The sequence below is a fragment of the Elioraea thermophila (ex Habib et al. 2022) genome (assembly GCF_003336755.1).
In the GTDB taxonomy this organism is placed as follows: Bacteria; Pseudomonadota; Alphaproteobacteria; order Acetobacterales; family Acetobacteraceae; genus Elioraea; species Elioraea thermophila.
In genome coordinates, this window is the sequence record NZ_QMDI01000002.1 from 753,060 (window position 1) to 775,925 (window position 22,866).

The window sequence follows — 22,866 nt, forward strand, 5'->3', positions numbered from 1 at the left end:
CCGATGTATGTCGCGGTGAAAGGCGGTGAGGCGGCGATCGAGGCCAGCCGCACGTTGCTCGCCCACACCCGCCGCGGCGACCGCACCGTGCCGCAAATCGCGGTGGCGCAGATCGCAGAGCAGCTCGGCCTCGCCGTCGACCGCGTGATGGGGGAAGCGAGCCTCTACGATCGCGAACTCGCCGCGCTCGCCGTCAAACAGGCGCAGGGCGACCTGCAGGAAGCGGCATTCCTGCTGCGCGCCTTCCGCACCACCCTGCCCCGCTTCGGCGCGAGCCAGCCCATTGACACGGCGCGGATGACGATCACGCGCCGCATCAGCGCCACCTACAAGGACCTGCCGGGTGGCCAGGTTCTCGGCCCGACCTACGACTACACCCATCGCCTGCTCGATTTCGGTCTGCTCACGGACGAGGAGCCTCCCCCCGCGCCCGCCGGCGACGCCCCGGTCGATGCCGAGATGCCGCGCGCCACCGCCGCGCTCGAAGCAGAAGGGCTGCTCGCCCGCGAGCCGGATGACGGCACCCCCCCGCCGGATCTCACCCGCGAGCCGCTCCTGTTTCCGGCCCCGCGCGCGCTGCGCCTGCAGGCTCTCGCCCGCGGCGACGAGGGATTCCTGCTCGCGATGGGCTACTCCACGCAGCGCGGCTACGGCGGCACCCACCCCTTCGCCGCCGAAATCCGTTACGGCACGGTGGCGGTCGAGATCGTGCCGGAGGAGCTCGGGTTCCCGATCGAGATCGGCGACATCGCGGTCACCGAGTGCCAGATGGTGAACCAGTTCAAGGGCTCGAAAACCGAACCGCCGCAGTTCACCCGCGGCTACGGCCTCGTCTTCGGCCATGCGGAACGCCGCGCGATGGGCATGGCACTGGTCGATCGCGCGCTGCAGGCGCGCGAACTCGGCGAGGACGTCGTCGCCCCCGCCCAGGACGAGGAATTCGTCCTCTCGCACGCCGACCACGTCGAGGCCTCCGGCTTCGTGCAGCATCTGAAGCTGCCCCACTACGTCGACTTCCAGTCCGAACTCGAACTGATCAGGGCGTTGCGGGCGGAGGCGGCCGGGCGCGCCGAAACCATCCGCGAGGCTGCGGAATGAGCGCGACCCCCTACAATTTCGCCTATCTCGACGAGCAGACGAAGCGCGAGATCCGGCGCGCCCTCCTCAAGGCGCTCGCCATCCCCGGCCATCAGGTGCCCTTCGCCTCGCGCGAGATGCCGCTCGCCCGCGGCTGGGGCACGGGCGGGATGCAGGTGACGGCGGCCGTCATCGGCCGTGACGACGTGCTGAAGGTGATCGACCAGGGGGCGGACGACACCACCAACGCGGTCTCCATCCGTCAGTTCTTCACCCGGGTGGCCGGCGTGCGCACCACCACGCGCACCGAGGAGGCGACCATCATCCAGACGCGCCATCGGATCCCCGAAACACCGCTGCGCCCGGGCCAGATCATGGTCTACCAGGTGCCGCAGCCGGAGCCCCTGTGGCGGCTCGAACCCTCGCGGGCGGAGACGCGGCGCCTGCACGCCCTCGCCGAGTACGGCATCATGCACGTCAAGCTCTACGAGGACATCGCGCGGCACGGCCGCATCACCCTCGCCTACGACTATCCCGTGCTGGTGCACGGCCGCTACGTGATGGCGCCCTCCCCCATTCCGGCCTTCGACAACCCCAAGCTCCACCGCTCGCCGGCGATCCACCTGTTCGGCGCGGGGCGCGAGAAGCGGCTCTACGCCGTGCCACCGCACACCGATGTCGTGTCGCTCGCCTTCGAGGACCATCCGTTCCGCCCCTGGAAGGCCGACGCCGCCTGCATGCTGTGCGGAGCCACCGACTCCTATCTCGATGAGATCCTGATCGACGATCGCGGCACACGTCGCTTCATCTGCAGCGACACCGACTGGTGCGAACGCCGCCGGGCGAAAGGCAAGGCGGCATGACGGACGCCCCCCTGCTCTCCGTGCACGATCTTTCCGTGCGCTTCGGCGCGCTCGCCGCCGTCGATGGCGTTTCCTTCGACCTCTGGCCCGGCGAAGTGCTCGCCATCGTGGGCGAAAGCGGATCGGGCAAGACCACCCTGTTGCGCGCGATCCACGGCTTCCTCCGGCCCACGGCCGGCTCCATCCGCTACCGCTCCGACCGCTTCGGCGAAGTCGAGCTCACGGTTCTCGACGAGCCGCGCCGTCGCCTGCTCGCCCGCACCGAGTGGGGCTTCGTGCACCAGAACCCGCGCGACGGGCTTCGCCTTTCCCACTCGGCGGGTGCCAATGTCGGCGAGCGCCTGATGGCCGCCGGCGCCCGGCACTGGGGCAACATCCGCGCCCAGGCGCTCGTCTGGCTCGACCGGGTCGAGATCGACCAAGCCAGGATCGATGACCTGCCGCGCACCTTTTCGGGGGGCATGCAGCAGAGGCTGCAGATCGCCCGCGTGCTCGTCATCAATCCGCGCCTCGTGTTGATGGACGAACCGACCGGCGGGCTCGACGTCTCCGTTCAGGCACGCCTGCTCGACCTCATCCGTCGCCTCGTCGCCGAGCTCGGGCTCTCGGTGATCGTGGTGACGCACGACCTCGGTGTCGCGCGCCTGCTCGCGCAGCGCATCCTGGTCATGCAGCGTGGCCGGGTCGTCGAGGCGGGGCTGACCGACCAGGTGCTGGACGATCCGCAGCACCCCTACAGCCAGCTGCTCGTCTCCTCCGTGCTTGCCGCATGAGCGACCCCGCGATCGTCGTCGAAGGCCTGGCGAAGACCTTCACCCTGCACCTGCAGGGCGGTGTGCGGCTGCCGGTGCTGCGCGACCTGTCGCTCGCCGTGTTTCCCGGCGAATGCCTCGCCCTCGTCGGCCCCTCGGGGGCCGGCAAGAGCACGCTGCTACGCGCGCTCTACGGCACCTACCTGCCGCACGGGGGGAGGATCCTCGTTCGCCACCACGGCGAGTTGATCGACATCGCCTCCGCCGACCCGCGGCGTATCCTTGCCATTCGGCGCGACACGGTGGGCTATGTGTCGCAGTTCCTGCGCGTGATCCCCCGTGTGCCGGCGCGCGCGATCGTGGCCGAACCGCTCGTTCACAGGGGCGAGAGCGAGCAGGCGGCGTTGCGCGCGGCAGATGCGATGCTCGCGCGCTTGAACCTGCCCGAACGGCTATGGCATCTCCCCCCGGCGACCTTCTCGGGCGGCGAACAGCAGAGGGTGAATCTCGCCCGAGGGTTCATCGCCCCCTATCCGATCATGCTGATCGACGAACCGACCGCGAGCCTTGATGCCGTGAACGCCGACATCGCTCTGTCCTTCATCGAAGAGGCGCGCGTGCGCGGGGCCGCCATCGTCGGCATCTTCCACGACCCCGCCGTGCGGCGGCGTGTCGCCACGCGCGAGTTCGCCCTCGCTCCGCTGGCGGAGGCGGCATGAGCGCGGAACTCGTTCTCACCAACGCGCGCGTGGTGACGGGCGAGGAGGACTTCCTCGGCACGGTGGTGGTGCGCGGCGATCGCATCGGTGCGGTCGAGCGTGGTCGCAGTCACCTCACCTCGGCCCTCGACCTCGAGGGGGACTTGCTCCTGCCCGGCCTGGTCGACGTGCACACAGATAATCTCGAGCGGCACATGATGCCGCGGCCGGGCGTTCGCTGGTCGGCCCGCGCGGCCCTGCTCGCGCACGACGCCCAGGTCGCCGCGGCCGGCGTCACCACCGTGCTCGATGCGCTTTGCGTCGGCGAGGTCGAGCACGCCGACTATCGCGACCAGATGTTCCGCGAGGGGGTGGCGGAATTGCGCGCGCTCGCCCCGCGCGGGCTTCTGCGCGCCGAGCACTTCCTGCACCTGCGCTGCGAGATCTCCGTCGAGGCGATGGCGGAGGCCTTCGAGCCGGTGGCGGACGATCCGCTCGTGCGCATGGTGAGCCTGATGGATCACACGCCCGGCGTGGGCCAGTTCGCCGACCTCGATCGGTATGTGAAGAAGCACGCGCGCCTCTACGGCATGACCGAGGACGAGGCGCGCGCCTACGCCAAGCGCCGGTGGGAGACGCGCGAGCGCGTGCGCGAACGCAACCGCGAGATCATCCTCGCCCATGTGCGCGGGCGCGACGTGGCGGTGGCCAGTCACGACGATCGCACCGCGGAGGAGGTCGCGCACTGGCACGAGGCGGGGGTGACGATCAGCGAGTTCCCGGTCAGCCTGGAGGCGGCGGAGGCGGCGAAGGCGCGCGGCATGGGCGTGGTCGCCGGCGGGCCGAACATCGTGCGCGGCGGCAGCCACTCCGGCAATGTCGCGGCGGCCGATCTCGTCCGCCGCGGTCTAGTCGACGTGTTCGCCTCCGACTACGTCCCGGCGTCCATGCTTGCGGCCGCCATCCTGCTGCACGAGAAGCACGGCGTGGCGCTGCCGGCGGCGATCGCCTCCGTCTCCCGCGAACCCGCTCGCATGGTGGGGCTTGCCGATCGCGGCGAGATCGCGCCGGGGCTGAGGGCGGATCTCGTGCAGGTCCACCTCGCCGATGGCCATCCGCTCGTCCGCCAGGTCTGGCGGGAAGGCCGCCGCATCGCCTGAGTCGGGCGGCGGAGCGGAGGGAGCGGGCGGCGTGGCCTATCGCTATGCGATCTACTGGGCGCCGCCGCGCGACCACCCCTTGTGGCGGGCCGGCTGCGCTTGGCTCGGGCGCGATCCGGAGACCGGCGAGACGATCGATCCGCATCCGGAACCGATCGCGCGCCGCGAGGAGCATGCCCGCCTGATCGCGGATGCGGCCCGCTACGGCTGGCACGCCACGCTGAAGGCGCCGTTCCGCCTCGCCGAGGGGGAAACCGAAGCCGGGCTCGACGCGGCCCTCGCGCAGTTCGCCGCAGAACGCACGCCCTTTCCGTCGCCTCCCCTCATCGTGGCCTCGCTCGCCGGCTTCCTCGCCGTCGTGCCGGGCGAACCCTCCGCCGCCCTCTCCGCCCTCGCCGACGACGCCGTGCGCGCCTTCGACCGTTTCCGCGCCCCTCCCACGGCGGAGGAGTTGGCGAAACGCGTGCGGAATGGTCTCACCCCGCGCCAGCAACGGCTGCTCGACACCTGGGGCTACCCCTATGTGATGGAGGAGTGGCGGTTTCACATGACGCTGACGGTGCGCCTGCCCGATGATCGGGTCGCGCCGTTGCGGGCCGCGCTCGCCGAACGCTTCGCCCCCGCCCTCGCCGCACCGCCCGCTTTCCGCGAAGTCGCGCTTTATGTCGAGCCCGAAGCCGGCGCGCCGTTCCGCCTCCTTCGCCGCTACCCGTTCAAGGCAGGATGATACGCCGGCGCAGCCGCCCCGACACCCAGTCGATCAGCGAAACGGTGAGGAGGATGAGCAGGATGATGAACGCGACCTCCTGCCAATCATCGAGCCGGATCCGCTCCGCCAGCTGAAGCCCGATGCCGCCGGCGCCCACCACACCGAGGATGGTGGCGGAGCGCGTATTGCTCTCGAAGAAATAGAGGACGTTGGCGAGCATCAGCGGCAGCACCTGCGGCAGGATGCCGAAGCGCGCCCGCTCGACCGGCGAGCCGCCCGCCGCCTCCACCCCCTCGACCTGGCGCTTCTCCACGTTCTCGATCGCCTCGGCGAACAGCTTGGCCAGCGTCCCGGCATCCGGCACCGCGATGGCGAGGATGCCGGCGAACGGCCCCATGCCGACGGCGGCGACGAACACGATCGCCCAGATCAGGCTGTCGATGCCCCTGAGCCCGTCGAACAGGCGCCGGAGGCCGAAGTGGAACAGGCCGACGGGAACGACGTTGCGCGCGCCGAGGAAACCCAAAGGGACGGCCACCAGCGCGGCGAGCAGCGTGCCGAGGAAGGCCATCGTCAAGGTCTCGGCCAGCCCCGCGAGCATCTGATCGAGATGCCCGCCATGCGCCGGCGGGATCATGAAGCGCACGAGGAAACCGAGTTTGCCCAAGCCGGCGATGAAGGTCTGCCGGTCCGGCAGCACGCGCCACAGCGCAATCGCGAGCACAAGCCCCGCCAGCGTCCAGAGGGCGGCGAGGCGAAGGCACTCGGCAGCCGGGCGCGCGAAGACGCGCGGATGCGCCGCGCGGATCGCCGCCACCGCATCCTCCGTGATCACCAGCCGTCTCATCGCGTCCTCTTGCGCTCGCCTGCCTCGATCAGCCCCTTGCGCAGACGCTCGCAGACGAGATCGATCAGCGCGACGGTGGCGAGGATCAGCAGCACGATCGCGCTGATGTCGGCGTAGAGGAAGCGACGGACGACGAGGTAGAGCTCCTCGCCGATGCCGCCCGCGCCGACGATGCCCAGCACGGAGGCGGCGCGCACGTTGATCTCGAAACGGAGCAGGCTGTAGCTGAGGAGATCGGGCAAGGTCTGCGGCAGCACGGCGAAGCGCATGGTCTCTGCCCAGGTCGCGCCGGCCGCGCTGAGCGCCTCGATGGGGCGCGGATCGGCGTTCTCGTTCGCCTCCGCGAACAGCTTGCCGAGGGCGCCGGCGGAGTGGATGGCGATCGCGAGCACGCCGGCGAAGGGCCCCGGGCCGAAGGCGTAGACGAAGATCAGGGCGAAGACGAGTTCGGGCACCGTTCGCGCGAGCTCGAAGCTGCGGCGGGCGAGAAAGAACGACCAACCATTCGGCGCGAGGTTGGCCGCGGCGTGGAAGCAGAATAGGAAGGCCATGCCCGCTCCGGCCAGCGTGCCGACGATCGCCATCAGCACCGTGTCCGCCAGCAAGACGAGCCAGATGTCCATTGCCCAGAACCACTCGCCGAGATCGGCGAGCGGGGTTTCGCGCGAGACGGGCGGCAGGGTGCGCGCGACGTAGTCGACGATGTTGGGCAGGCCGGCGGCGAAGCGGGCGGGGTCGATCTCGCCGACGATGGCCGAAGCGGTACAGGCGGCGAGGAAGAGCGCGCCGCCGAGTGCCGTGGTCAGCGCCTTGCGGCGCGCTTCCGCCCGATACCGCGCTTCGAAGCGGGCGACCGCGGCGTCGCCCGCCGCCGTGCGCAACACCTCAGGTCCGACGCTGGCGCCGCAGCCGGTCGAGCTCCTCGGTGATCTCGACGATGTCCTTGTAGTCGTCGTGGCTGCGCGGAATCAGGCCGCGCGACTGCCCGCTGGTGAGACCACGCCAAGCCTCCGGGTTGCGGTCGGGCAGGTTCATCAGCGTCTCGACGAAGAGCGCCTTCAGCGGCTCGGGCAGGTTGGCGCGCATCACGTAGGGGCTGTTCGGGATCAGCGGACTGGTCCAGATGATCCGCCACTGGCCGGGAGGGATCATGCCCTTCTCCTCCATCCGCTGCGGGTTGCTGCGGCGTTCGTTCGTCCACCAGGTGGCGGCAGCGTCGTAGGTGCCGTTGAGGAGCCCGATCACGCTCTGCTCGTGGTTGCCGGAGAACGGCGTGCGAGCGAAGAACGTCGCCGGGTCGATGCCCTCGCGGCGAAGGAAGAACTGCGGCACGGCGAAGCCGGAGGCGCTGTTCGGGTCGGCCCAGGCGAGGGTGCGCCCGCGCAAGTCGGCGAGGCTGCGGAAGGGCGAGTCGGCACGGACGATGATGACCGAATGGTAGCCGGCCCCGCCGTCGAGGTCGGTGCCGGAGGCGATGGGCACGATCTTGTCCCCCGCCACACGGCGGGCGAGCGCGTACGCCGCCGGGCCGAGATAGCCGAACTCGGCCTGATCGGCGCGCAGCGCCTCGACGGTCGCGGCATAGTCGGTGGCACGGAAGACGCGGAACGGCACGCCGAGCGCCTCCGTGAAGTGGCGCGCGAAGGCGTCGAACCGGGCAAGCACGTCGCGCTCGTTCTCCGAGCTGATCATGGCGAAGCGGAGTTCCCGGAACTGACGCCGCCAATCCTCCTCCTGCGCGAGAGCCGCAATGGGCAGGCTGGCGGCAGCGGCGAGCAGGCCGCGGCGTGGCAGGCGGTGGGGCATGGCTCCGTCTCCCGATCGATGACACCGTCGCCTACCAACCGCCGGTTTCAGCACGGTGACCTGGCAGTGACGTCTCGATGACAACCCGATCCTGAACCAGACTGGACAATCGCCCCCTCGCCGTCGTCCCCTTCCTGCTCCGAGGAGCCCGCGATGTCATCGCCCGCCAGACGCAACGTCCCCGAGATCCGCGCCCCGCGCGGCCCCACGCTCACGGCCCGCTCCTGGACCACCGAGGCCGCACTGCGGATGCTGATGAACAACCTCGACCCGGAGGTGGCGGAACGGCCGGACGAACTCGTCGTCTACGGCGGCATCGGCAAGGCGGCGCGGGACTGGGCGTCGTTCGACGCCATCGTCGCCACCCTCAAGCGCCTCGACGAGGAGCACACGCTGCTCGTGCAGTCGGGCAAGCCCGTCGGCGTGTTCCGCACGCACCCGGACGCCCCGCGCGTGCTGATCGCGAATTCCAACCTCGTTCCCGCCTGGGCGACGTGGGAGCATTTCGATGCGCTCGATCGCGCGGGGCTGATGATGTACGGGCAGATGACGGCGGGGTCCTGGATCTACATCGGCAGCCAGGGCATCGTGCAGGGCACCTACGAGACCTTCGCCGAAGTGGGTCGCCGTCATTACGGCGGCGATCTGTCCGGGCGATGGATCCTGACCGCGGGCTTGGGCGGCATGGGGGGGGCGCAGCCGCTTGCCGCCGTGTTCGCCGGCGCGGCGCTGCTCGCCGTCGAGTGCCAGCCCTCGCGCATCGAGAAGCGGCTCGCCACCGGCTATCTCGACGCCTGGGCGCGCGATCTCGACGAGGCGCTGGCGATGATCCGCGACGCCTGCGCCAAGCGCGAGGCGAAGAGTGTCGCCGTGCTCGGCAACGCGGCCGAGATCTATCCAGAGCTCGTCCGGCGCGGCATTCGCCCCGATGCGGTGACGGATCAAACCAGCGCGCATGACCCGACCAACGGCTACCTGCCGGCCGGCTGGACGCTCGCCGAATGGGAGGAGCGGCGACGGACCGACCCCCAAGGCACGGCGAAGGCGGCGAAACGCTCGATGGTGGCGCAGGTCGAGGCGATGCTCGCCTGGCACCGCATGGGCGTGCCCGTGCTCGACTATGGGAACAACATCCGCCAGATGGCGAAGGACGAGGGACTTGCGGACGCCTTCGCCTTCCCGGGCTTCGTGCCGGCCTACATCCGCCCTCTGTTCTGCCGCGGCATCGGCCCCTTCCGCTGGGTCGCGCTCTCCGGCGACCCGGACGACATCCGGCGCACCGACGAGAGGGTGAAGGAACTGATCCCCGACGACCCGCACCTGCATCGCTGGCTCGACATGGCGCAAGCGCGCATCCGCTTTCAGGGCCTGCCCGCACGAATCTGCTGGCTGGGTCTCGGCCAGCGTCACCGCGTCGGGCTCGCCTTCAACGAGATGGTGGCGCGCGGCGAGGTCTCCGCGCCGATCGTGATCGGGCGCGATCATCTCGACTCCGGCTCGGTCGCCTCGCCGAACCGGGAAACCGAGGCGATGCGCGACGGCTCGGATGCCGTTTCCGACTGGCCGCTGTTGAACGCGCTGCTCAATTGCGCCTCCGGCGCGACCTGGGTGTCGCTCCATCACGGCGGCGGCGTGGGCATGGGCTACTCGCAGCACGCCGGCATGGTCATCGTCGCCGACGGTACGGCGGCGGCGGCCAAGCGGTTGGCGCGCGTGCTGTGGAACGACCCCGCCTCGGGCGTGATGCGGCACGCCGACGCGGGCTACGAGGAGGCGATCGCCTGCGCGGTGGAGCATGGCCTCGATCTGCCGATGCTCAGGCAGGGCGCGCGATGAGCCGCGTCATCGTTCCGGGGGCGATGCCGCTTCGCCTGCTGCGCGATCTGCGTCAGGCCGGGCCCGTCGGGCTCTGCGAGGGCTGGCGCGAGGGGGTTGAGGCATCCGCCTCCGCCGTCGCCGCCCTCGTTTCCCGCGGCGAACCCGCCTACGGCGTGAACACCGGCTTCGGACGTCTCGCCACCACGCGCATCGCCGAAGAGAAGCTGGCGCGGCTGCAGCTCAACCTGGTGCGCAGCCATGCCGCCGGTGTCGGCCCCCCCTTGCCCGACGCGGTCGTTCGTCTCGTTCTTGCTCTGAAAGCCGCCGCCCTCGCCCGCGGCTACTCCGGCGTCCGCCCCGCGGTCATCGAGGCGCTGCTTGGCCTCCTCTCGTCAGACGCGCTGCCGGTGATCCCCTCGCAAGGCTCGGTCGGCGCTTCGGGCGATCTCGCTCCGCTTGCGCATCTGACTCTGGTGCTCATCGGCGAAGGCGAGGCGAGGCTGCCGTCCGGGCGTATCGTTGCGGGGTCGGAAGCTTTGCTCTTCGCCGACCTCGAACCTCTGGTGCTTGCCCCGAAGGAGGGGCTCGCGCTGCTGAACGGCACGCAGGTGTCGACCGCGCTGGCCCTCGATGCCCTGTTCCGGCTCGAGACCTGCTTCGCTACCGCGCTCGTCACCGGTGCGCTCGCGGTGGATGGCGCGCGCGGAGCGGACACGCCGTTCGATGCACGCATCCACGATTTGCGGGGGCATCGCGGCCAGGCCGAGGTGGCGGCCTGCTTGCGCGAGCTGTTGGCGGGCAGCGCGATCCGCGACAGCCACCGGGTCGGCGACCCCCGTGTGCAGGACCCCTATTCGCTGCGCTGCCAGCCGCAGGTGATGGGCGCGGTGCTCGATCTGATCCGTTTCGCCGCCGCCACGCTGCTGGCGGAGGCGAACGCGGTCACCGACAACCCGCTCGTTTTCGCCGAGACGGGAGAGATCCTTTCGGGCGGCAACTTCCACGCCGAACCGGTGGCTTTCGCCGCCGACATCCTCGCCCTCGCCACCACCGAGATCGCCAACCTGAGCGAGCGGCGCATCGCCCTGCTGATGGATCCCGCCCTGTCGGGTCTTCCGCCTTTCCTCGCCGCCGATCCGGGGCTCGATTCGGGCTTCATGCTTGCCCACGTCACCGCCGCCGCGCTGGCCGCCGAGACGAAGGCGCTCGCCAACCCACGCTCGACCGACACCATCCCGACCAGCGCCAACCAGGAGGACCACGTGAGCTTGGCGACCGCCGCCGCACATCGCCTCGGCGCCATGCTGGACAACCTGGAGGCGATCCTCGCCATCGAAGCGCTCGTGGCCGCCCAGGCGGTGGAGGCGCACCGCCCGCTCCGCTCCTCGGAGGCGCTCGAGCAGGCGCTGAGCCTGATCCGCACCCGCGCCCCGCGCTGGGAGGAGGACCGTGTGGCCGCAACCGACATCGCCGCCCTGCGCGCTCTGGTGGCGGAAGGGGGGCTCGCCTCGCTCGCTCCCATCGCCTTGCCGTCGCGATCCGGCTGAGCGGGGGCTGGCCCCGGCCGCGCGTCGGACTATCATCGCGCCGGAAACCCCAGAGCACGGCGAGCGAGCGATAAGGAGCCCCCCCCATGCGTCGCAGGAACGTCCTCTCCGCCGCCGCGGCCGCCACCGCCGCGACCCTCGCCACACCAGCCATCGCGCAAGGCAGGCTCGAGTGGCGCATGGTGACCTCCTGGCCGATGAACCTGCCCGGGCCGGGCACGGCGGCGAACAAGCTCGCCGAGCGGATCACCGCGCTGTCCGGGGGCCGGCTGACGGTGCGCGTGTTCGGCGCCGGCCAGATCGTGCCCGCCCTCGGCGTGTTCGATGCGGTGAGCCAGGGCACGGCCGAGATGTATCACTCCGTGCCGTCGTTGTGGCTCTCCAAGCTGCGCGGCATCGGCTTCTTCGGCTCCTTCCCCTTCGGTCTCACCGCGCAGGAGCAGTCGGCCTGGATCAACCATGGCGGCGGCCAGGCGCTCTATGACGAGGCCTATGCGCGTTTCGGCATCAAACCGTTCCTCTGCGGCAACTCCGGGCCGCAGTGGCTCGGGTGGTTCCGCCGCGAGATCCGCAGCGTGGAGGATTTCCGGGGCCTCAGGTTCCGCACCGCCGGCTTGGGCGGAGAGATGTTCCGCCGCGTCGGGGCGACGGTGGTCACGTTGCCGGGTGGGGAGATCTTCCAGGCCCTGCAGTCGGGCACCATCGACGCCGCGGAATTCGTCGGACCCTGGACGGACGCGCCCTTGGGCTTCCATCAGGTGGCGAAGAACTACTACTGGCCGGGGGTGCAGGAACCCTCCTCGGCCGAGGAATGCGGCGTGAACAAGGCCGCCTATGATCGCCTGCCGGACGATCTCAAGCTCGCCATCCGCATGGCCTGCCAGAGCCTGCACGACGAGGTGGTGACGGAATACGACCATCGCCACGCCGTCGCGCTGCGCGAACTCGTCACCCGCCACGGCGTGGTGGTGCGCGAGGCCCCGCGCGACCTCCTCATCGCGCTCGGCAACGCCGCCGGCGAGGTGCTGCAGAGCCTGCGCGAGGACCAGGATCCGCTGACCCGTCGCATCGCCGAGGCCTATGTCGCGTTCCGCAACCAGTCGGCCGAGTACATGCGCTACTCCTACGCGGGCCAGTTCGCCGCGCGCGACCTGCCGATCCGCTGGGGCTGAGGGAGCGTGCGAACGAACGCGACGACGAGGGAGGAGAGGGCGGCGATGAGACGGCGAACGGTCCTGCGTGCGGGTGCTGCTGGTGCGACGGCGGCACTCGCCGCACCCGCCATCGCGCAAGGGCGGGTGGAGTGGCGGATGGTCACGTCCTGGCCGCGCAATCTGCCGGGCCCGGGCACGCAGGCGCAGAAGGTGGCCGACCGCATCACCCAGCTCACCGGCGGGCGCATCACGGTCCGCCTGTTCGCCGCCGGCGAAATCGTGCCTCCCTTCGGTGTGTTCGACGCGGTGAGCCAGGGTACGGCCGATCTCTACCACGCCACCTCGCATTTCTGGTTCAGCCGTTCGCGCGCCGCCGCGATCATCGGCAGCTTCCCGTTCGGCCTGACCAACAGCGAACTCGTCGGCTGGCTTCGCTTCGGCGGCGGCCAGGCGCAGTGGGACGAGCTCTACGCGCGGTTCAACCTCAAACCCTTTCTCTGCGGCAATTCGGGGCCGCAATGGACCGGCTTCTTCCGCCGCGAACTGACGGGTCCGGAGGATTTCCGCGGCCTGCGCATCCGGGCGGGTGGGCTGATCGGCGCCGTCTATCAGCGTCTCGGCGCCGCCGTGCAGCAGATGCCGGTGGGCGAGGTCTTCCAGGCCCTGCAGGCCGGCACCATCGACGCGGCCGAATTCGCCGGCCCATGGTCGGACGGGCCGCTGGGACTCGGCCGTGTGGCGCGCTTCTACTATCAGCCGTGCGGGCAGGAACCGTCCGCCAGCCTGGAGACGGTGATCCACAAGCCGCGCTTCGATGCCCTGCCCGAGGATCTGAAGCTCGCCGTCCGTTTCGCCTGCGAAAGCATGAACGAGGAGAGCATCGCCGAGTGGGACCACATGAACCCGCGCGCGCTCGCCGAGATGGTCGAGCGTCAGGGCGTGCAGGTCCGCGCCGTGCCGGAGCCCCTCGTGCGCGCCATGGCGGAGGCGGCCTGGGCGGTGATGCAGGAGCTCGCCGAGATCCCCGACCCGCTCGAGCGCGCCATCGTGCGCAGCATCATCGCCTATCGCCAACAAGGCGTGGAGTATTTCGGCACCGCCTACGTGCCGACGCACGCCGGTCGCGCGCTGCAGCGGTGGGGCTGATCGCCGCTCTCGCCCGTGGGCTCGACCGCATCGGCGACTCGGTCGGGCGCGTGGTGATGTGGCTCGCCGTCCTGCTCGTCTTCCTGCAGCTCGCCGTCGTCCTGCTGCGCTACGGGTTCTCGACGAGCTTCATCCAGCTGCAGGAAAGCGTGGTGTACACGCACGCCACCCTGTTCATGCTCGGCATCGCCTACACCATGCTGCACGAGGGCCATGTGCGGGTGGACATCCTGCAGGCGGGGCTGTCGCCGAAACGGCGCGCGCTGATCGATTTCGCCGGCGTCCTTCTCGCCGCGATCCCGTTCGCGCTTCTCGTGCTGTGGACGTCCTGGCCCTTCGTCGCGGCCTCATGGCGAATCCGCGAAGGGGCGATCGCCTATGGTGGGCTTCCGTTCCAGTATCTCCTCAAGTCGCTGATCCCGGCGATGGCGATCTTGCTGCTCCTGCAGGCCATCGCGCATGGCTGCCGCTGCGTCCTGACGCTTGCCGGCCACCGCCCCGACCACCGGGGCCCTGCCTTCGCGCCTGCCCGCCGCTGAACCATGACCCACTGGCTCGGCGGTGTGCTCGATCTCCTGATGTTCCTCGCGCTCTGCGCGGGCATCCTGTCCGGGTTTCCGGTCGTCTTCATCCTTACCGGCTCGGCGATCCTGTTCGGCGCGCTCGGCTGGCTGATGGGCGTGTTCTCGCCGGCTCTCCTCGGCGCGCTCGCCCCCCGCATCTTCGGCATCATGACCTCGGAGGTGCTGATCGCGATCCCGCTCTTCGTCTTCATGGGCATGATGCTGGAGCGGTCGAAGATCGCGGAGGACCTCCTGGAAACGATGGGGCGGCTGTTCGGTGGCGTGCGCGGTGGTCTCGCCGTCTCGGTCTCGGTGGTCGGTGCCCTGCTGGCCGCCTCGACCGGAATCGTGGGCGCCACCGTGGTGACGATGGGGCTGATGGCCCTGCCGGCAATGCTGCGCAACCGGTACGATACGGGTTTCGCCTGCGGCACGATCTGCGCCGCCGGCACCCTCGGCCAGATCATCCCGCCCTCGACCGTGATGGTGATCCTCGGCGAGATCATCTCCGCCGCCTACCAGCAGGCGCAGCTCGCCCAGGGCAAGTTCTCCATCACCACGGTGAGCGTCGGCCAGCTCTTCGCCGGTTCGCTGATCCCGGGGCTCCTGCTCGTCGGGCTTTACATCGCCTACCAGTTGGCCGCCGCCTGGCTGCGTCCCGAGCTCGCTCCTCCCCTGCCGCCCGATGCCCGCGGCACGGTCGAGCGGGGCGCGCTGCTCGCCGCCCTCGCCCCGCCGATCGTGCTGATCGTTTCCGTCCTCGGTTCCATCCTCGGCGGCATCGCCACGCCGACCGAGGCTGCCGCCGTCGGTGCCGCCGGGGCGCTGCTGCTCGCCGCACGACGCCTCTCGGCTTCCCGCTGGCCCTCCCTCCTCGCCGTGCTTTCCGCCGTCGCGCTCGTTGCGCTTGCCTCTTCCTTCGATCTTCGGCTCGGGCGCGCCGCACCTACCGCGACCGAACGCCTCGCCATCCTCGCCGCCCTTGCCGCCTCCGCGGGCCTCGCCGTCTCCCTGGCGCACGCGGTGTGGCTAAGCCTGCGCGCCGGCGTGCTGGCCACCGTCGCCCGCTCCACGCTGACGATCACGGCGATGATCTTCGCCATGTTGATCGGGGCGACGGTCTTTGCCCTCGTCTTCCGGGGCCTGGGCGGGGATGACATGGTGCATGCCGCCCTCTCCGCCCTGCCCGGTGGGGTGACGGGAGCGCTCGCCGCGGTGATGGCTGTGGTCTTCGCCCTGGGCTTCTTCCTCGACTTCGTCGAGATCGCGATCATCGTCATTCCGATCGTCGGTCCGATCATCCTGCAAATGGACGTCGACCCGATCTGGTTCGGTGTGCTGATCGCGGTGAACCTGCAGACCTCCTTCCTCACCCCGCCTTTCGGCTTCGCCCTCTTCTATCTCCGTGGCGTCGCACCGGCCGAGGTGCGTACGGCGCAGATCTACCGCGGCATCGTGCCCTTCGTCGCCCTCCAGCTGCTCGGGCTTGCGCTCACCGCCTTGCATCCCCCGCTCGCCACCTGGCTGCCGCGCGCCCTGTTCGGCCGCTGAAGCGGGCATTCCCGCCGGCGCGTGATCTGGCATAGGGTTGTCGCATGCGGGAGGGCCGTGCCGTCCTCGGCGAGGAGGTGATCGACGTGTCGCGCGATCCGCGCGCGGCCAAAGTCGCCTCGCGTCGTCGCCTGCTCCGGGTCGCGGTTCCCTTCCTTGCCGCCGCGGCCCTGGTTGCCGCTGCTCTCGGCATGGTCGCCATCGGTCACATCGGCACCCGGGCGGAGGCGCTGCGTCTTGCCGACACGGTGCTCGAGGCGCTCGAGAAACGGATCGAGACCGAGGTCGCGGCCTGGCTCGGCCCGGCTGAGCGGGCGGTCAGGCTCATGGCCGAACTGCACGCCGGTGAGACGCTGGGTCGTGATGCGGCGCGGATGCGCGATTTCGGCGCAGGCCTGCTCAGCGCCGTGCCCCAGATCGCCGCCGTGTTCTACGGCAGTGCGGACGGCGCCTTCGTGATGGCGCGGCGGGAGGGGGAGAAGACGATCGCGATCAAGACGATCGAGCCCCATCCGCAACGGCGGGTCTTCATCGAGGTACGCGACCTCGGCGCCGAGAGCGTGCGTGAGAGCGATGCCGTCGATGATGGTTTCGATCCGCGCACCCGTCCCTGGTTCAAGGGAGCGATGGCGAGTGCCGGCATCCACTGGACGGAAATCTACGTCTTCTTCACCGATCGCGTCCCGGGCCTCACCGTTTCCCTCGCCTTGCCCGAGCGCGAGGATCGGCCGGCCGCCGTCGTCGGGGCCGACATCCGGCTCGATGCGCTGAGCCATTTCCTGTCCAGCCTGCGCGTCGGCAGCTCAGGCAAGGCGATGATCCTCGATCGTGCCGGCCGCCTCGTCGCCTTTCCCGAAGCGGACCGCACCATCCGCCAGGACGGCGAGGCGCTGAAGCCGGTGCGGCTCGACCAGCTCGAGGATCCCGTGCTCACCCGCGCCTTCGACGCGCTTCGCCTCGAGGGCCCGGGGCGGCGGGTGATGGCCATCGGCGGGGAACGCTACATCAGCCTCTCCACGCCGCTCGATACCCTGGTCGGCCGGGACTGGGTGCTGATGCTGGTCGTGCCGGAGGACGACCTCGTCGGTTTCGTCGGCCGCAACAGCCGCGTCGTCCTCGCTGCCGGCGCGGTCGTGGCACTCCTTGCCCTCATTCTCGCCGCCCTGTCGATGCGCGAGGGGCTGCGGGCCGATGCGCGGGCCCGCGATCTCGATCGCTACCGGCGCGAGACCGAGGCCGAGACGAACGCCCTCGCACTGCTGGCCACCGATCCCGATGTCGGCGACCCGCAGGCCCCGCGCGGACTTCAGCGCATCACGGAGACGGTCGCGCGCGCCGTCTCCGCCCGCCGAGTCGGTCTGTGGCGGATCGGCGCCGGCCGGCGCAGTCTGGCCGCCGCCGACATTTTCGATGCCGAAACAGCTTTGCATTCCGCCGCCGTGCAGCTCTCCGCCGAAACGATCGGCGAGGCGATCGCCCCGCTGGCGACGGGCCGGCTTGAGGTCGATGCCGCGCGCCCCGAGCCGCGATCCGCCGCCCTGACGCGACTCTACCTCGCGACCAACGGCACCCGTCGCCTTCTCTCGGTGCCGATCCGATCCGCTGGCGAGACGGTCGTGCTCCTCTGGATCGAGGATGCCGCCGCTGCGCCCGATGGCGCGCGTGTCTTCGCTGAGGCGGCCGCCACCATTCTGGCGCGTCGTTTCCGCCGGGAGGCCGGAAACGGGGTCGGGCTCCGCTCCTCGACCGCCCCGGTGTCTCAACCCGCCGCAGTCGGCCACGCCACGGCGGAAGCACGGCGGCCGGGCACCGGGTTCCTGGGCCGTCTCGCCGCTCTCGGCGTCCGGTCCAAGGAGGGTGACGTCGAACTCTTCACCGATGCCACTGTCCTCGTCCTGCTGTTCACCGATCCTGCCGCCCTTGCAGCCCGCAGCGCGTCGGACCGCCCGCTTGCAGCCGAAGCCGTCAGCACGATCCGCCGCGTGCTCGAGCGGGAAGGAGTCGGCTATCTCAGGCTTGCCGGGCAAGGCGTGATCGCAGCGTCCGGTCTCGACGGCGATCCCGCCGCGGGCGCGCGACGCATGAGCCAGGCCGCGCTCGCCCTGCAGGAAGCCATGACCAGTCTGTTCCTGGAGGCCGACCGGCGCCCGGCATTCCGAATCGGCATCGCAACGGGAGATGCCCTCGGCGTCGTGGTCGATGAGGACGGCGGCGGGTTCAACCTGTGGGGCGAGGCGGTGGAAGCGGCGACGGCTCTCGCCGAGTCGGCCGCCGAGGGCATGATCCAGGTCGGTGAGCGGACCCAAGCTCTCGCGGCGGACACTTTCTTCGTTCGACCGCGCGGTCGCTTCTGGCTGGAGGGACGCGGCGAGACGGCAACCTACTATCTGATGGCACGGACATGATGAGCTCGGCGGCACTGGACGCCCATCGCGGTACCGTCAGGCGCCAACTCGCGGCCGTCGGTGCCGTGGTGATCGCCGCCATTCGTTGGCCCTGTTTCGTCACCGGCATGGCTTTCGCCACCGTCCGCGCGGCGGCGGACCCCCTCTCCTGGCGCCGCCCTGTCCGTTCCGAGCTGCGCCGCCTGCTTGCCGGGGCAGCGGGAGGAACTCTCCCGATCACCCTCGGCGCGGCGATCCTCGTCGGCATCGCCATGGTGTTTCAGGCGCTCTACTGGCTTGGTGCCGCCGGGCAGGACACGCTGATCAACCAGGTCATCGCCGGTCTGCTGATCCGCGAGGTGGCTCCCCTCGTCGTCGGCCTGCTGCTGGCCGGGCGCAGCGGCACCGCGACACTGATCGAAGTGGGCGAAATTCGAGGTGGGGCTCGCTTCCGTCTGCTCGCGGCGAGCGGCATCGATCCGCTTCTCCTGCTCGTCCTGCCGCGCGTTGTCGCCTTCGCCATTGCCGCACCGGCGCTGACGGTCCTGTTCGTCGCCATCGCTCTGGTCAGCGGCTGGACCATGGATGTGCTGGTCAGTGCCCGCCCGCTCGACCTGCCGTCCTTCCTCGACGATATCCTGCAGGCGATGGCGCCGAACGACTTCATCCTCGTCCCTCTGAAGGGTGTCCTGATCGGTGCGGTCGTGGCGCTCGTCTGCTGTGCCGTGCCGGTCGGCGCGCCTTCCCTTGCCAGCGTCCCGGCCCGTCTCGTGCCGCGCGGGTTCGCCTACACCCTTCTCTCCGTCCTTCTCGTCTCGGGCATCGTTTCCATCCTCCTTTGAGCGCTCATGTCCGTTCCGGAAGCGATCCTGCACCTCGAAGGGGCGGCCCTGGCGATCGAACCGGCCGGTGGTGCCACCGCCCCGATCGATGTCGCGGTGACGGCGGGTGACCTCGTCCTGGTCGATCTCGGCGATTCTCGCCGTGCGGCGGCCTTCGCCGATGCGCTCATGGGTCTCGTACCTCCCCTCGCCGGGCGGGTCCTGTTCGAAGGGCGTGACTGGCAGGAGATGCCGCAGCTCGCTGCGGAGGCCTTGCGCGGTCGGATCGGACGCGCTTTCCGCGACGATCTCTGGCTGCCTTTCCTCAGCGTGGCGGACAACATCATCTTGCGACCCGCCTATCACACGCGCACCTCCCCTTCGGGGCTGCTCATCGAGTCGTCGCGGCTCTGCCGTCTGCTCGGCCTGCCGGGCGTTCCGTCCGGCTATCCGAGCGAGGCGACGGAGGAGGATCTCCGTCTGGCAGCGCTGGCCCGCGCCTTCGTGGGTACGCCGCGTCTCGTCGTGCTCGAGCACCCGACCGAGCGGCTCGGCACGGCGCTCGTCGGTGCCATCCTTCGGCTGGCGCGGACCATCCGCGACGAGGGCGGGGCGGTGCTGTGGCTCGTCTACGGCGAGGCCCTCGAGGTGTCGGCCACCGTGCCCGCCACCAGGCGCCTGCGTCTGATCGGCAATCGCCTCGCACCAACCGACCGGGTGGCGGCGTGAGCGGTCCTGCCCGCTTCTCGCGCACCAACGAGATCGCCGGCGCGGTGGTGCTGGCGGCCCTTGTGCTGTTCGTCGCCGCGGTGCTGCAGGCGGGCGTGCTCGGCCCTCTGCTTCGCCCGGCACTCACCTTGCGCGTCATCCTGCCCCCGGAGGGCACGGCGGGGTTGTCCGCCGGTGCCGCCGTGGAAGTGCTGGGCACACGGGCAGGCCAGGTGCGCCGCATCGTGATCGACCCGCGCGCGCAGCTTTACGCGGACGTGCGGCTCGACAAGGGCATGGACGTCTTCGTGCGCCGCGATTCCCGCGTCTTCATCCGTCGCCAGTTCGGCGTCGCCGGCGCGGCCTTCCTCGAGATCACCCGCGGCTCGGGGGAGCCGCTGGATTGGGACTATGCCGTGCTGGAGGTCACGCGCGAACAGGCACCGACCGAATCGCTCGGCGAACTGATCGAGGATCTCCGGGCGCGCCTCGTGCCGGTGTTCGAGGATGTCGCGACGATCACGCGCGCCGCCGCCGTCATCTCCGATCGGTTGGCGCGTGGCGAAGGCGCCGTGGGCCGTCTGCTTGCCGACGACACCCTGGTGCGCGAGCTCGAAACGGCCGCCGCCCAGCTCGATCGCACCTTGGCGCAGGGCGAAGCCGCGGTGGCCGATCTGCGCGGTGTCGTCCGCTCGGCCGGTGCGGCCGCCGAGGGACTGCCGCGCCTGATTGCGGCGGCAGAAGGGGCGCTCGCCAACCTGCGCAGCGCAACCGGCGATCTCGCCCGCGCCTCGCCGCAGGCACCACGCCTTGCGCGGGACGCCGCCGCCGCCGTTGCCGTCCTGCCCGGGCTTCTCGTTCAGGTGCAGCAGGCGACGGCCGAGCTCGAGCGGCTCGTCGTCGCCCTGCGCACGCATCCGCTGATCGGCGGCGGTCGCCCGCCGGAAGAGGAGCCACGCGTGCCGGCGCGTGACATTCGTCCGTGAAGCGGATCGTTCTCGTCGCGTTGCTCGTTGCCGCCTGCGGCAGCCGGGACCTGCCGCCTGAACCACCCGACCCGACCCTCGCCCGGCTCACCCGCGCCGGGCTCGCGGCCTGGAGCCAGGACCGACCGGCCCAGGCGGCGGAGCTGTTCCGCGATGCCCTGCAGCGCGCCTACGCGCGCGACGACGCGGTGGCGATCGGCAATCTGGCGGCCTCCCTTGCCGCGGCCGAACTGCGGCTCGGCGAGGCGGCCCGGGCCCGCGACACGGCGTCGGATGCGCGCGCCGAGCTCGTTCGCCGCGGTGTCCCCGTGCCGGCCGAACTCGTCCTCGCCGAAGCGGCCGCCCTGTATCGCTTGGGCAACGGTGCCGCCGCCTCCGCGCTGACGGCGACGATCACGACCGGCGACGCGGGCGCGCGGGCGCGGTTCATCGAAGGGCTGATCGCGGCCGACCGCGGCGATCGAGCCGCGCTCGCGCTGGCTCGCGCCGCCTTGCCCGACGATGCCCACCCCGACTTCGCTGCCGATGCGGCGGAACTTGCCGGCCGCGACGCCCTGCTCGCCGGCGATCCCGCCGCAGCCCTCGCCGCCTTCCTGCGCGCGGCCGATCTGCGCCAGGCGGCGCGCGACTATCCCGGCCTCGCCCGTGCACTCGCGCTCGCCTCGGAGGCGGCCGAGCGCCAGGGACGGCTTGCCGATGCCGCCGACCTCGCCTTCCGTTCCGGGCGCAGTGCGGCCGCCGACGGGGCGCGCGCCGAGGCCGAGCGGCGGCTCGAACGCGCGATTCGGCTTGCCCGCGCCGCCGGCGACCCCGCCATCACGGCCGCAGCGGAGGCGGAGAGACGACGTCTGCGCGAAACGGCGCGCTGATCAGCCGGGGAGAATCTTCCCGGGATTGAGGAGCCCCAAGGGGTCGAGCGCGCGCTTGATGGCGCGCATCACGTCGACCGCCTCGCCATGCTCGAGGGCAAGGAAGGCGGCCTTGCCGTAGCCCACGCCGTGCTCGCCGGAGCAGGTGCCGTCCATCTCCAGGGCACGCGCGACGAGCCGATCGTTCGCCGCCGACGCGCGCGCCATCTCCTCCGCATCGTTCGGGTCGACGAGAAAGACGAGGTGGAAATTGCCGTCGCCGACATGGCCCACCAAGGGGGCGAGGAGGTTCGAGCGCACGAGATCCCGTTTCGTCTCCAGAATGCACTCGGCCAGCCGCGAAATCGGCACGCAGACATCCGTCGGCCAACCCTTCGCCCCCGGCCGAAGCGCCAAGGCGGCGTAATAGGCCTCATGCCGCGCGCGCCAGAGCCGGTTCCGTTCCTCCTCGTCGCGAGCGAAGGCAAAGCCGGAACACCCGTTCGCCGCGGCGAGATCGCGCAGCTGCGCGATCTGCTCCTCGACCGCAGCCGGGCTGCCGTGGAACTCGACGAACAGGGTCGGAACCTCGGCAAGGCCGAGGGCGGAGTGGCGGTTGCAGGCCGCCATCTGCACCTCGTCGAGGAGCTCGATTCGGGCGAGCGGGATCTGCATCTGCAACGCCTCGATCACCGTCCGCACGGCGCCCTCCATGGTGGCGAACGGCAGCACCGCGGCGGCGATCCGCTCCGGAATGCCGAACAGGCGCAGCGTGAGCTCGCCGATGATGCCGAGCGTGCCTTCGGAGCCGACGAACAGCCGCGTGAGATCGTAGCCGGCGGCGGACTTGCGTGCGCGTCGCCCGGTGCGAATGAAGCGCCCGTCGGCCAGCACCACGCCGAGGGAGAGGACGACATCCCGCATCGTGCCGTAGCGCACCGCATTGGTGCCCGAGGCGCGGGTGGCGGCCATGCCGCCGAGGGAGGCGTCGGCCCCCGGATCGAGCGGAAAGAAGAGGCCCGTATCGCGGAGATGGGCGTTGAGCTGCTTGCGGGTCACGCCGGGTTCCACCGTGCAGTCGAGATCCTCGGCCCGCACCGCCAGCACGCGGTTCATCCGCGACAGGTCGAGCGAGATGCCGCCGGCGAGGGCGGCGACGTGGCCCTCGAGACTCGTGCCGGTCCCGTAAGGAACAAGCGGAACGCGGTGCGCCGCGCATATGCCGACGACGGCCTGCACCTCGGCCACACTCTCGGCGAAAACGACCGCATCGGGCAGCGACGGGGGGTGCCAGGACTCGTCGCTGCCGTGCCGTTCCCGCACGGCTGAACTGGTCGTGCATCGCTCGCCGAAGCGCTGACGGAGTTCGGCAAGCGCGCTCTCTACGGCGCCGGGGTCCGGTCGTTTCAGCCTGGGCTGCCCTGCCAT

General features: G+C 70.7%; 21 protein-coding genes. 17 read left to right on the forward strand and 4 right to left on the reverse strand.

What is annotated here, in order from left to right:
* Positions 1–3 precede the first annotated feature (3 nt).
* Genes DWB05_RS05445 through DWB05_RS05470 form a run of 6 tightly spaced genes read left to right on the forward strand, consistent with a single transcriptional unit; the run spans position 4 to position 5,277 of the window.
* A complete protein-coding gene (locus DWB05_RS05445; RefSeq protein ID WP_114375768.1) occupies positions 4–1,098 on the forward strand; it encodes a carbon-phosphorus lyase complex subunit in 1,095 nt (364 codons plus the stop codon).
* On the forward strand, positions 1,095–1,940 hold the full coding sequence (locus DWB05_RS05450) for an alpha-D-ribose 1-methylphosphonate 5-phosphate C-P-lyase PhnJ (protein WP_114375770.1): 846 nt from the start codon (positions 1,095–1,097) through the stop codon (positions 1,938–1,940). Before DWB05_RS05445 ends, DWB05_RS05450 begins: the two co-directional genes overlap by 4 nt.
* Entirely contained in the window at positions 1,937–2,713 is a 777-nt protein-coding gene (gene phnK / locus DWB05_RS05455; protein WP_114375773.1) for a phosphonate C-P lyase system protein PhnK, read from the forward strand. Before DWB05_RS05450 ends, phnK begins: the two co-directional genes overlap by 4 nt.
* Complete coding sequence (gene phnL / locus DWB05_RS05460; protein ID WP_114375775.1) at positions 2,710–3,411, forward strand: phosphonate C-P lyase system protein PhnL; 702 nt, start codon at positions 2,710–2,712, stop codon at positions 3,409–3,411. The genes phnK and phnL overlap by 4 nt, the downstream gene beginning before the upstream one ends.
* Positions 3,408–4,550 (forward strand): alpha-D-ribose 1-methylphosphonate 5-triphosphate diphosphatase, encoded by a 1,143-nt coding sequence (locus tag DWB05_RS05465; RefSeq protein WP_114375778.1) that lies wholly within the window; start codon positions 3,408–3,410, stop codon positions 4,548–4,550. The genes phnL and DWB05_RS05465 overlap by 4 nt, the downstream gene beginning before the upstream one ends.
* A gap of 31 nt (positions 4,551–4,581) precedes the next feature.
* A complete protein-coding gene (locus DWB05_RS05470) occupies positions 4,582–5,277 on the forward strand; it encodes a DUF1045 domain-containing protein (RefSeq protein WP_198669052.1) in 696 nt (231 codons plus the stop codon).
* Here DWB05_RS05470 and phnE (DWB05_RS05475) read toward each other — a convergent pair.
* The 3 genes from phnE (DWB05_RS05475) to phnD are packed head-to-tail and all read right to left on the reverse strand — an operon-like array spanning position 5,264 to position 7,912.
* Positions 5,264–6,106 (reverse strand): phosphonate ABC transporter, permease protein PhnE, encoded by an 843-nt coding sequence (phnE, locus tag DWB05_RS05475; RefSeq protein WP_114375782.1) that lies wholly within the window; start codon positions 6,104–6,106, stop codon positions 5,264–5,266. The two genes, DWB05_RS05470 and phnE (DWB05_RS05475), sit on opposite strands and share 14 nt — an antisense overlap.
* Entirely contained in the window at positions 6,103–6,990 is an 888-nt protein-coding gene (phnE, locus tag DWB05_RS05480) for a phosphonate ABC transporter, permease protein PhnE (protein WP_114375785.1), read from the reverse strand. Before phnE (DWB05_RS05480) ends, phnE (DWB05_RS05475) begins: the two co-directional genes overlap by 4 nt.
* 1 nt (position 6,991) lies before the next feature.
* Positions 6,992–7,912 carry a phosphate/phosphite/phosphonate ABC transporter substrate-binding protein gene (phnD, locus tag DWB05_RS05485; RefSeq protein WP_114375787.1) on the reverse strand — a complete coding sequence of 307 codons (921 nt, stop codon included), beginning with the start codon at positions 7,910–7,912 and terminating at the stop codon, positions 6,992–6,994.
* Positions 7,913–8,065: 153 nt separating this feature from the next.
* Between phnD and hutU the strand changes: the two genes are divergently transcribed.
* The 11 genes from hutU (at position 8,066) to DWB05_RS05535 (ending at position 21,459) form a co-directional block, all read left to right on the forward strand.
* Complete coding sequence (gene hutU, locus DWB05_RS05490) at positions 8,066–9,748, forward strand: urocanate hydratase (RefSeq protein ID WP_114375788.1); 1,683 nt, start codon at positions 8,066–8,068, stop codon at positions 9,746–9,748.
* The gene (gene hutH / locus DWB05_RS05495; RefSeq protein ID WP_114375791.1) at positions 9,745–11,277 is read left to right on the forward strand and encodes a histidine ammonia-lyase; all 1,533 of its coding nucleotides are present in this window, start codon (positions 9,745–9,747) and stop codon (positions 11,275–11,277) included. The genes hutU and hutH overlap by 4 nt, the downstream gene beginning before the upstream one ends.
* Positions 11,278–11,363: 86 nt before the next feature.
* Complete coding sequence (locus tag DWB05_RS05500) at positions 11,364–12,449, forward strand: TRAP transporter substrate-binding protein (RefSeq protein ID WP_114375793.1); 1,086 nt, start codon at positions 11,364–11,366, stop codon at positions 12,447–12,449.
* Between the two features lie 45 nt (positions 12,450–12,494).
* Positions 12,495–13,577 carry a TRAP transporter substrate-binding protein gene (locus tag DWB05_RS05505; RefSeq protein ID WP_114375795.1) on the forward strand — a complete coding sequence of 361 codons (1,083 nt, stop codon included), beginning with the start codon at positions 12,495–12,497 and terminating at the stop codon, positions 13,575–13,577.
* Positions 13,568–14,116, forward strand: coding sequence for a TRAP transporter small permease subunit (locus DWB05_RS05510; RefSeq protein ID WP_114375797.1), 549 nt, complete (start codon positions 13,568–13,570; stop codon positions 14,114–14,116). The genes DWB05_RS05505 and DWB05_RS05510 overlap by 10 nt, the downstream gene beginning before the upstream one ends.
* Positions 14,117–14,119: 3 nt before the next feature.
* Positions 14,120–15,691, forward strand: a complete 1,572-nt coding sequence (locus DWB05_RS05515; RefSeq protein WP_114375799.1) for a TRAP transporter large permease — start codon at positions 14,120–14,122, stop codon at positions 15,689–15,691.
* A gap of 44 nt (positions 15,692–15,735) precedes the next feature.
* Positions 15,736–18,096, forward strand: coding sequence for a cache domain-containing protein (locus tag DWB05_RS05520; protein WP_114375801.1), 2,361 nt, complete (start codon positions 15,736–15,738; stop codon positions 18,094–18,096).
* Positions 18,093–18,917 carry an MlaE family ABC transporter permease gene (locus DWB05_RS05525; protein WP_114375803.1) on the forward strand — a complete coding sequence of 275 codons (825 nt, stop codon included), beginning with the start codon at positions 18,093–18,095 and terminating at the stop codon, positions 18,915–18,917. The genes DWB05_RS05520 and DWB05_RS05525 overlap by 4 nt, the downstream gene beginning before the upstream one ends.
* A 6-nt stretch (positions 18,918–18,923) precedes the next feature.
* Positions 18,924–19,625, forward strand: coding sequence for a P-loop NTPase family protein (locus tag DWB05_RS14620; protein ID WP_157967089.1), 702 nt, complete (start codon positions 18,924–18,926; stop codon positions 19,623–19,625).
* Positions 19,622–20,590, forward strand: a complete 969-nt coding sequence (locus tag DWB05_RS05530) for an MlaD family protein (protein ID WP_157967090.1) — start codon at positions 19,622–19,624, stop codon at positions 20,588–20,590. The genes DWB05_RS14620 and DWB05_RS05530 overlap by 4 nt, the downstream gene beginning before the upstream one ends.
* On the forward strand, positions 20,587–21,459 hold the full coding sequence (locus DWB05_RS05535; RefSeq protein ID WP_114375807.1) for a hypothetical protein: 873 nt from the start codon (positions 20,587–20,589) through the stop codon (positions 21,457–21,459). The genes DWB05_RS05530 and DWB05_RS05535 overlap by 4 nt, the downstream gene beginning before the upstream one ends.
* Here the strand turns inward: DWB05_RS05535 and DWB05_RS05540 are convergent, their stop codons facing one another.
* Positions 21,460–22,866, reverse strand: a complete 1,407-nt coding sequence (locus DWB05_RS05540) for an FAD-binding oxidoreductase (protein WP_114375808.1) — start codon at positions 22,864–22,866, stop codon at positions 21,460–21,462. It abuts the gene before it with no gap.

Coding starts and splice junctions, on each gene's coding strand:
- hutH (WP_114375791.1), top strand. CDS start 9,745: ATGAGCCGCGTCATCGTTCCGGGGGCGATGCCGCTTCGCCTGCTGCGC.
- hutU (WP_114375788.1), top strand. CDS start 8,066: ATGTCATCGCCCGCCAGACGCAACGTCCCCGAGATCCGCGCCCCGCGC.
- DWB05_RS05500 (WP_114375793.1), top strand. CDS start 11,364: ATGCGTCGCAGGAACGTCCTCTCCGCCGCCGCGGCCGCCACCGCCGCG.
- DWB05_RS05445 (WP_114375768.1), top strand. CDS start 4: ATGTATGTCGCGGTGAAAGGCGGTGAGGCGGCGATCGAGGCCAGCCGC.
- DWB05_RS05465 (WP_114375778.1), top strand. CDS start 3,408: ATGAGCGCGGAACTCGTTCTCACCAACGCGCGCGTGGTGACGGGCGAG.
- DWB05_RS05540 (WP_114375808.1), bottom strand. CDS start 22,866: ATGGCAGGGCAGCCCAGGCTGAAACGACCGGACCCCGGCGCCGTAGAG.
- phnE (WP_114375782.1), bottom strand. CDS start 6,106: ATGAGACGGCTGGTGATCACGGAGGATGCGGTGGCGGCGATCCGCGCG.
- phnK (WP_114375773.1), top strand. CDS start 1,937: ATGACGGACGCCCCCCTGCTCTCCGTGCACGATCTTTCCGTGCGCTTC.
- DWB05_RS05525 (WP_114375803.1), top strand. CDS start 18,093: ATGATGAGCTCGGCGGCACTGGACGCCCATCGCGGTACCGTCAGGCGC.
- DWB05_RS14620 (WP_157967089.1), top strand. CDS start 18,924: ATGTCCGTTCCGGAAGCGATCCTGCACCTCGAAGGGGCGGCCCTGGCG.
- phnD (WP_114375787.1), bottom strand. CDS start 7,912: ATGCCCCACCGCCTGCCACGCCGCGGCCTGCTCGCCGCTGCCGCCAGC.
- phnL (WP_114375775.1), top strand. CDS start 2,710: ATGAGCGACCCCGCGATCGTCGTCGAAGGCCTGGCGAAGACCTTCACC.
- DWB05_RS05515 (WP_114375799.1), top strand. CDS start 14,120: ATGACCCACTGGCTCGGCGGTGTGCTCGATCTCCTGATGTTCCTCGCG.
- DWB05_RS05520 (WP_114375801.1), top strand. CDS start 15,736: ATGCGGGAGGGCCGTGCCGTCCTCGGCGAGGAGGTGATCGACGTGTCG.
- DWB05_RS05450 (WP_114375770.1), top strand. CDS start 1,095: ATGAGCGCGACCCCCTACAATTTCGCCTATCTCGACGAGCAGACGAAG.
- DWB05_RS05505 (WP_114375795.1), top strand. CDS start 12,495: ATGAGACGGCGAACGGTCCTGCGTGCGGGTGCTGCTGGTGCGACGGCG.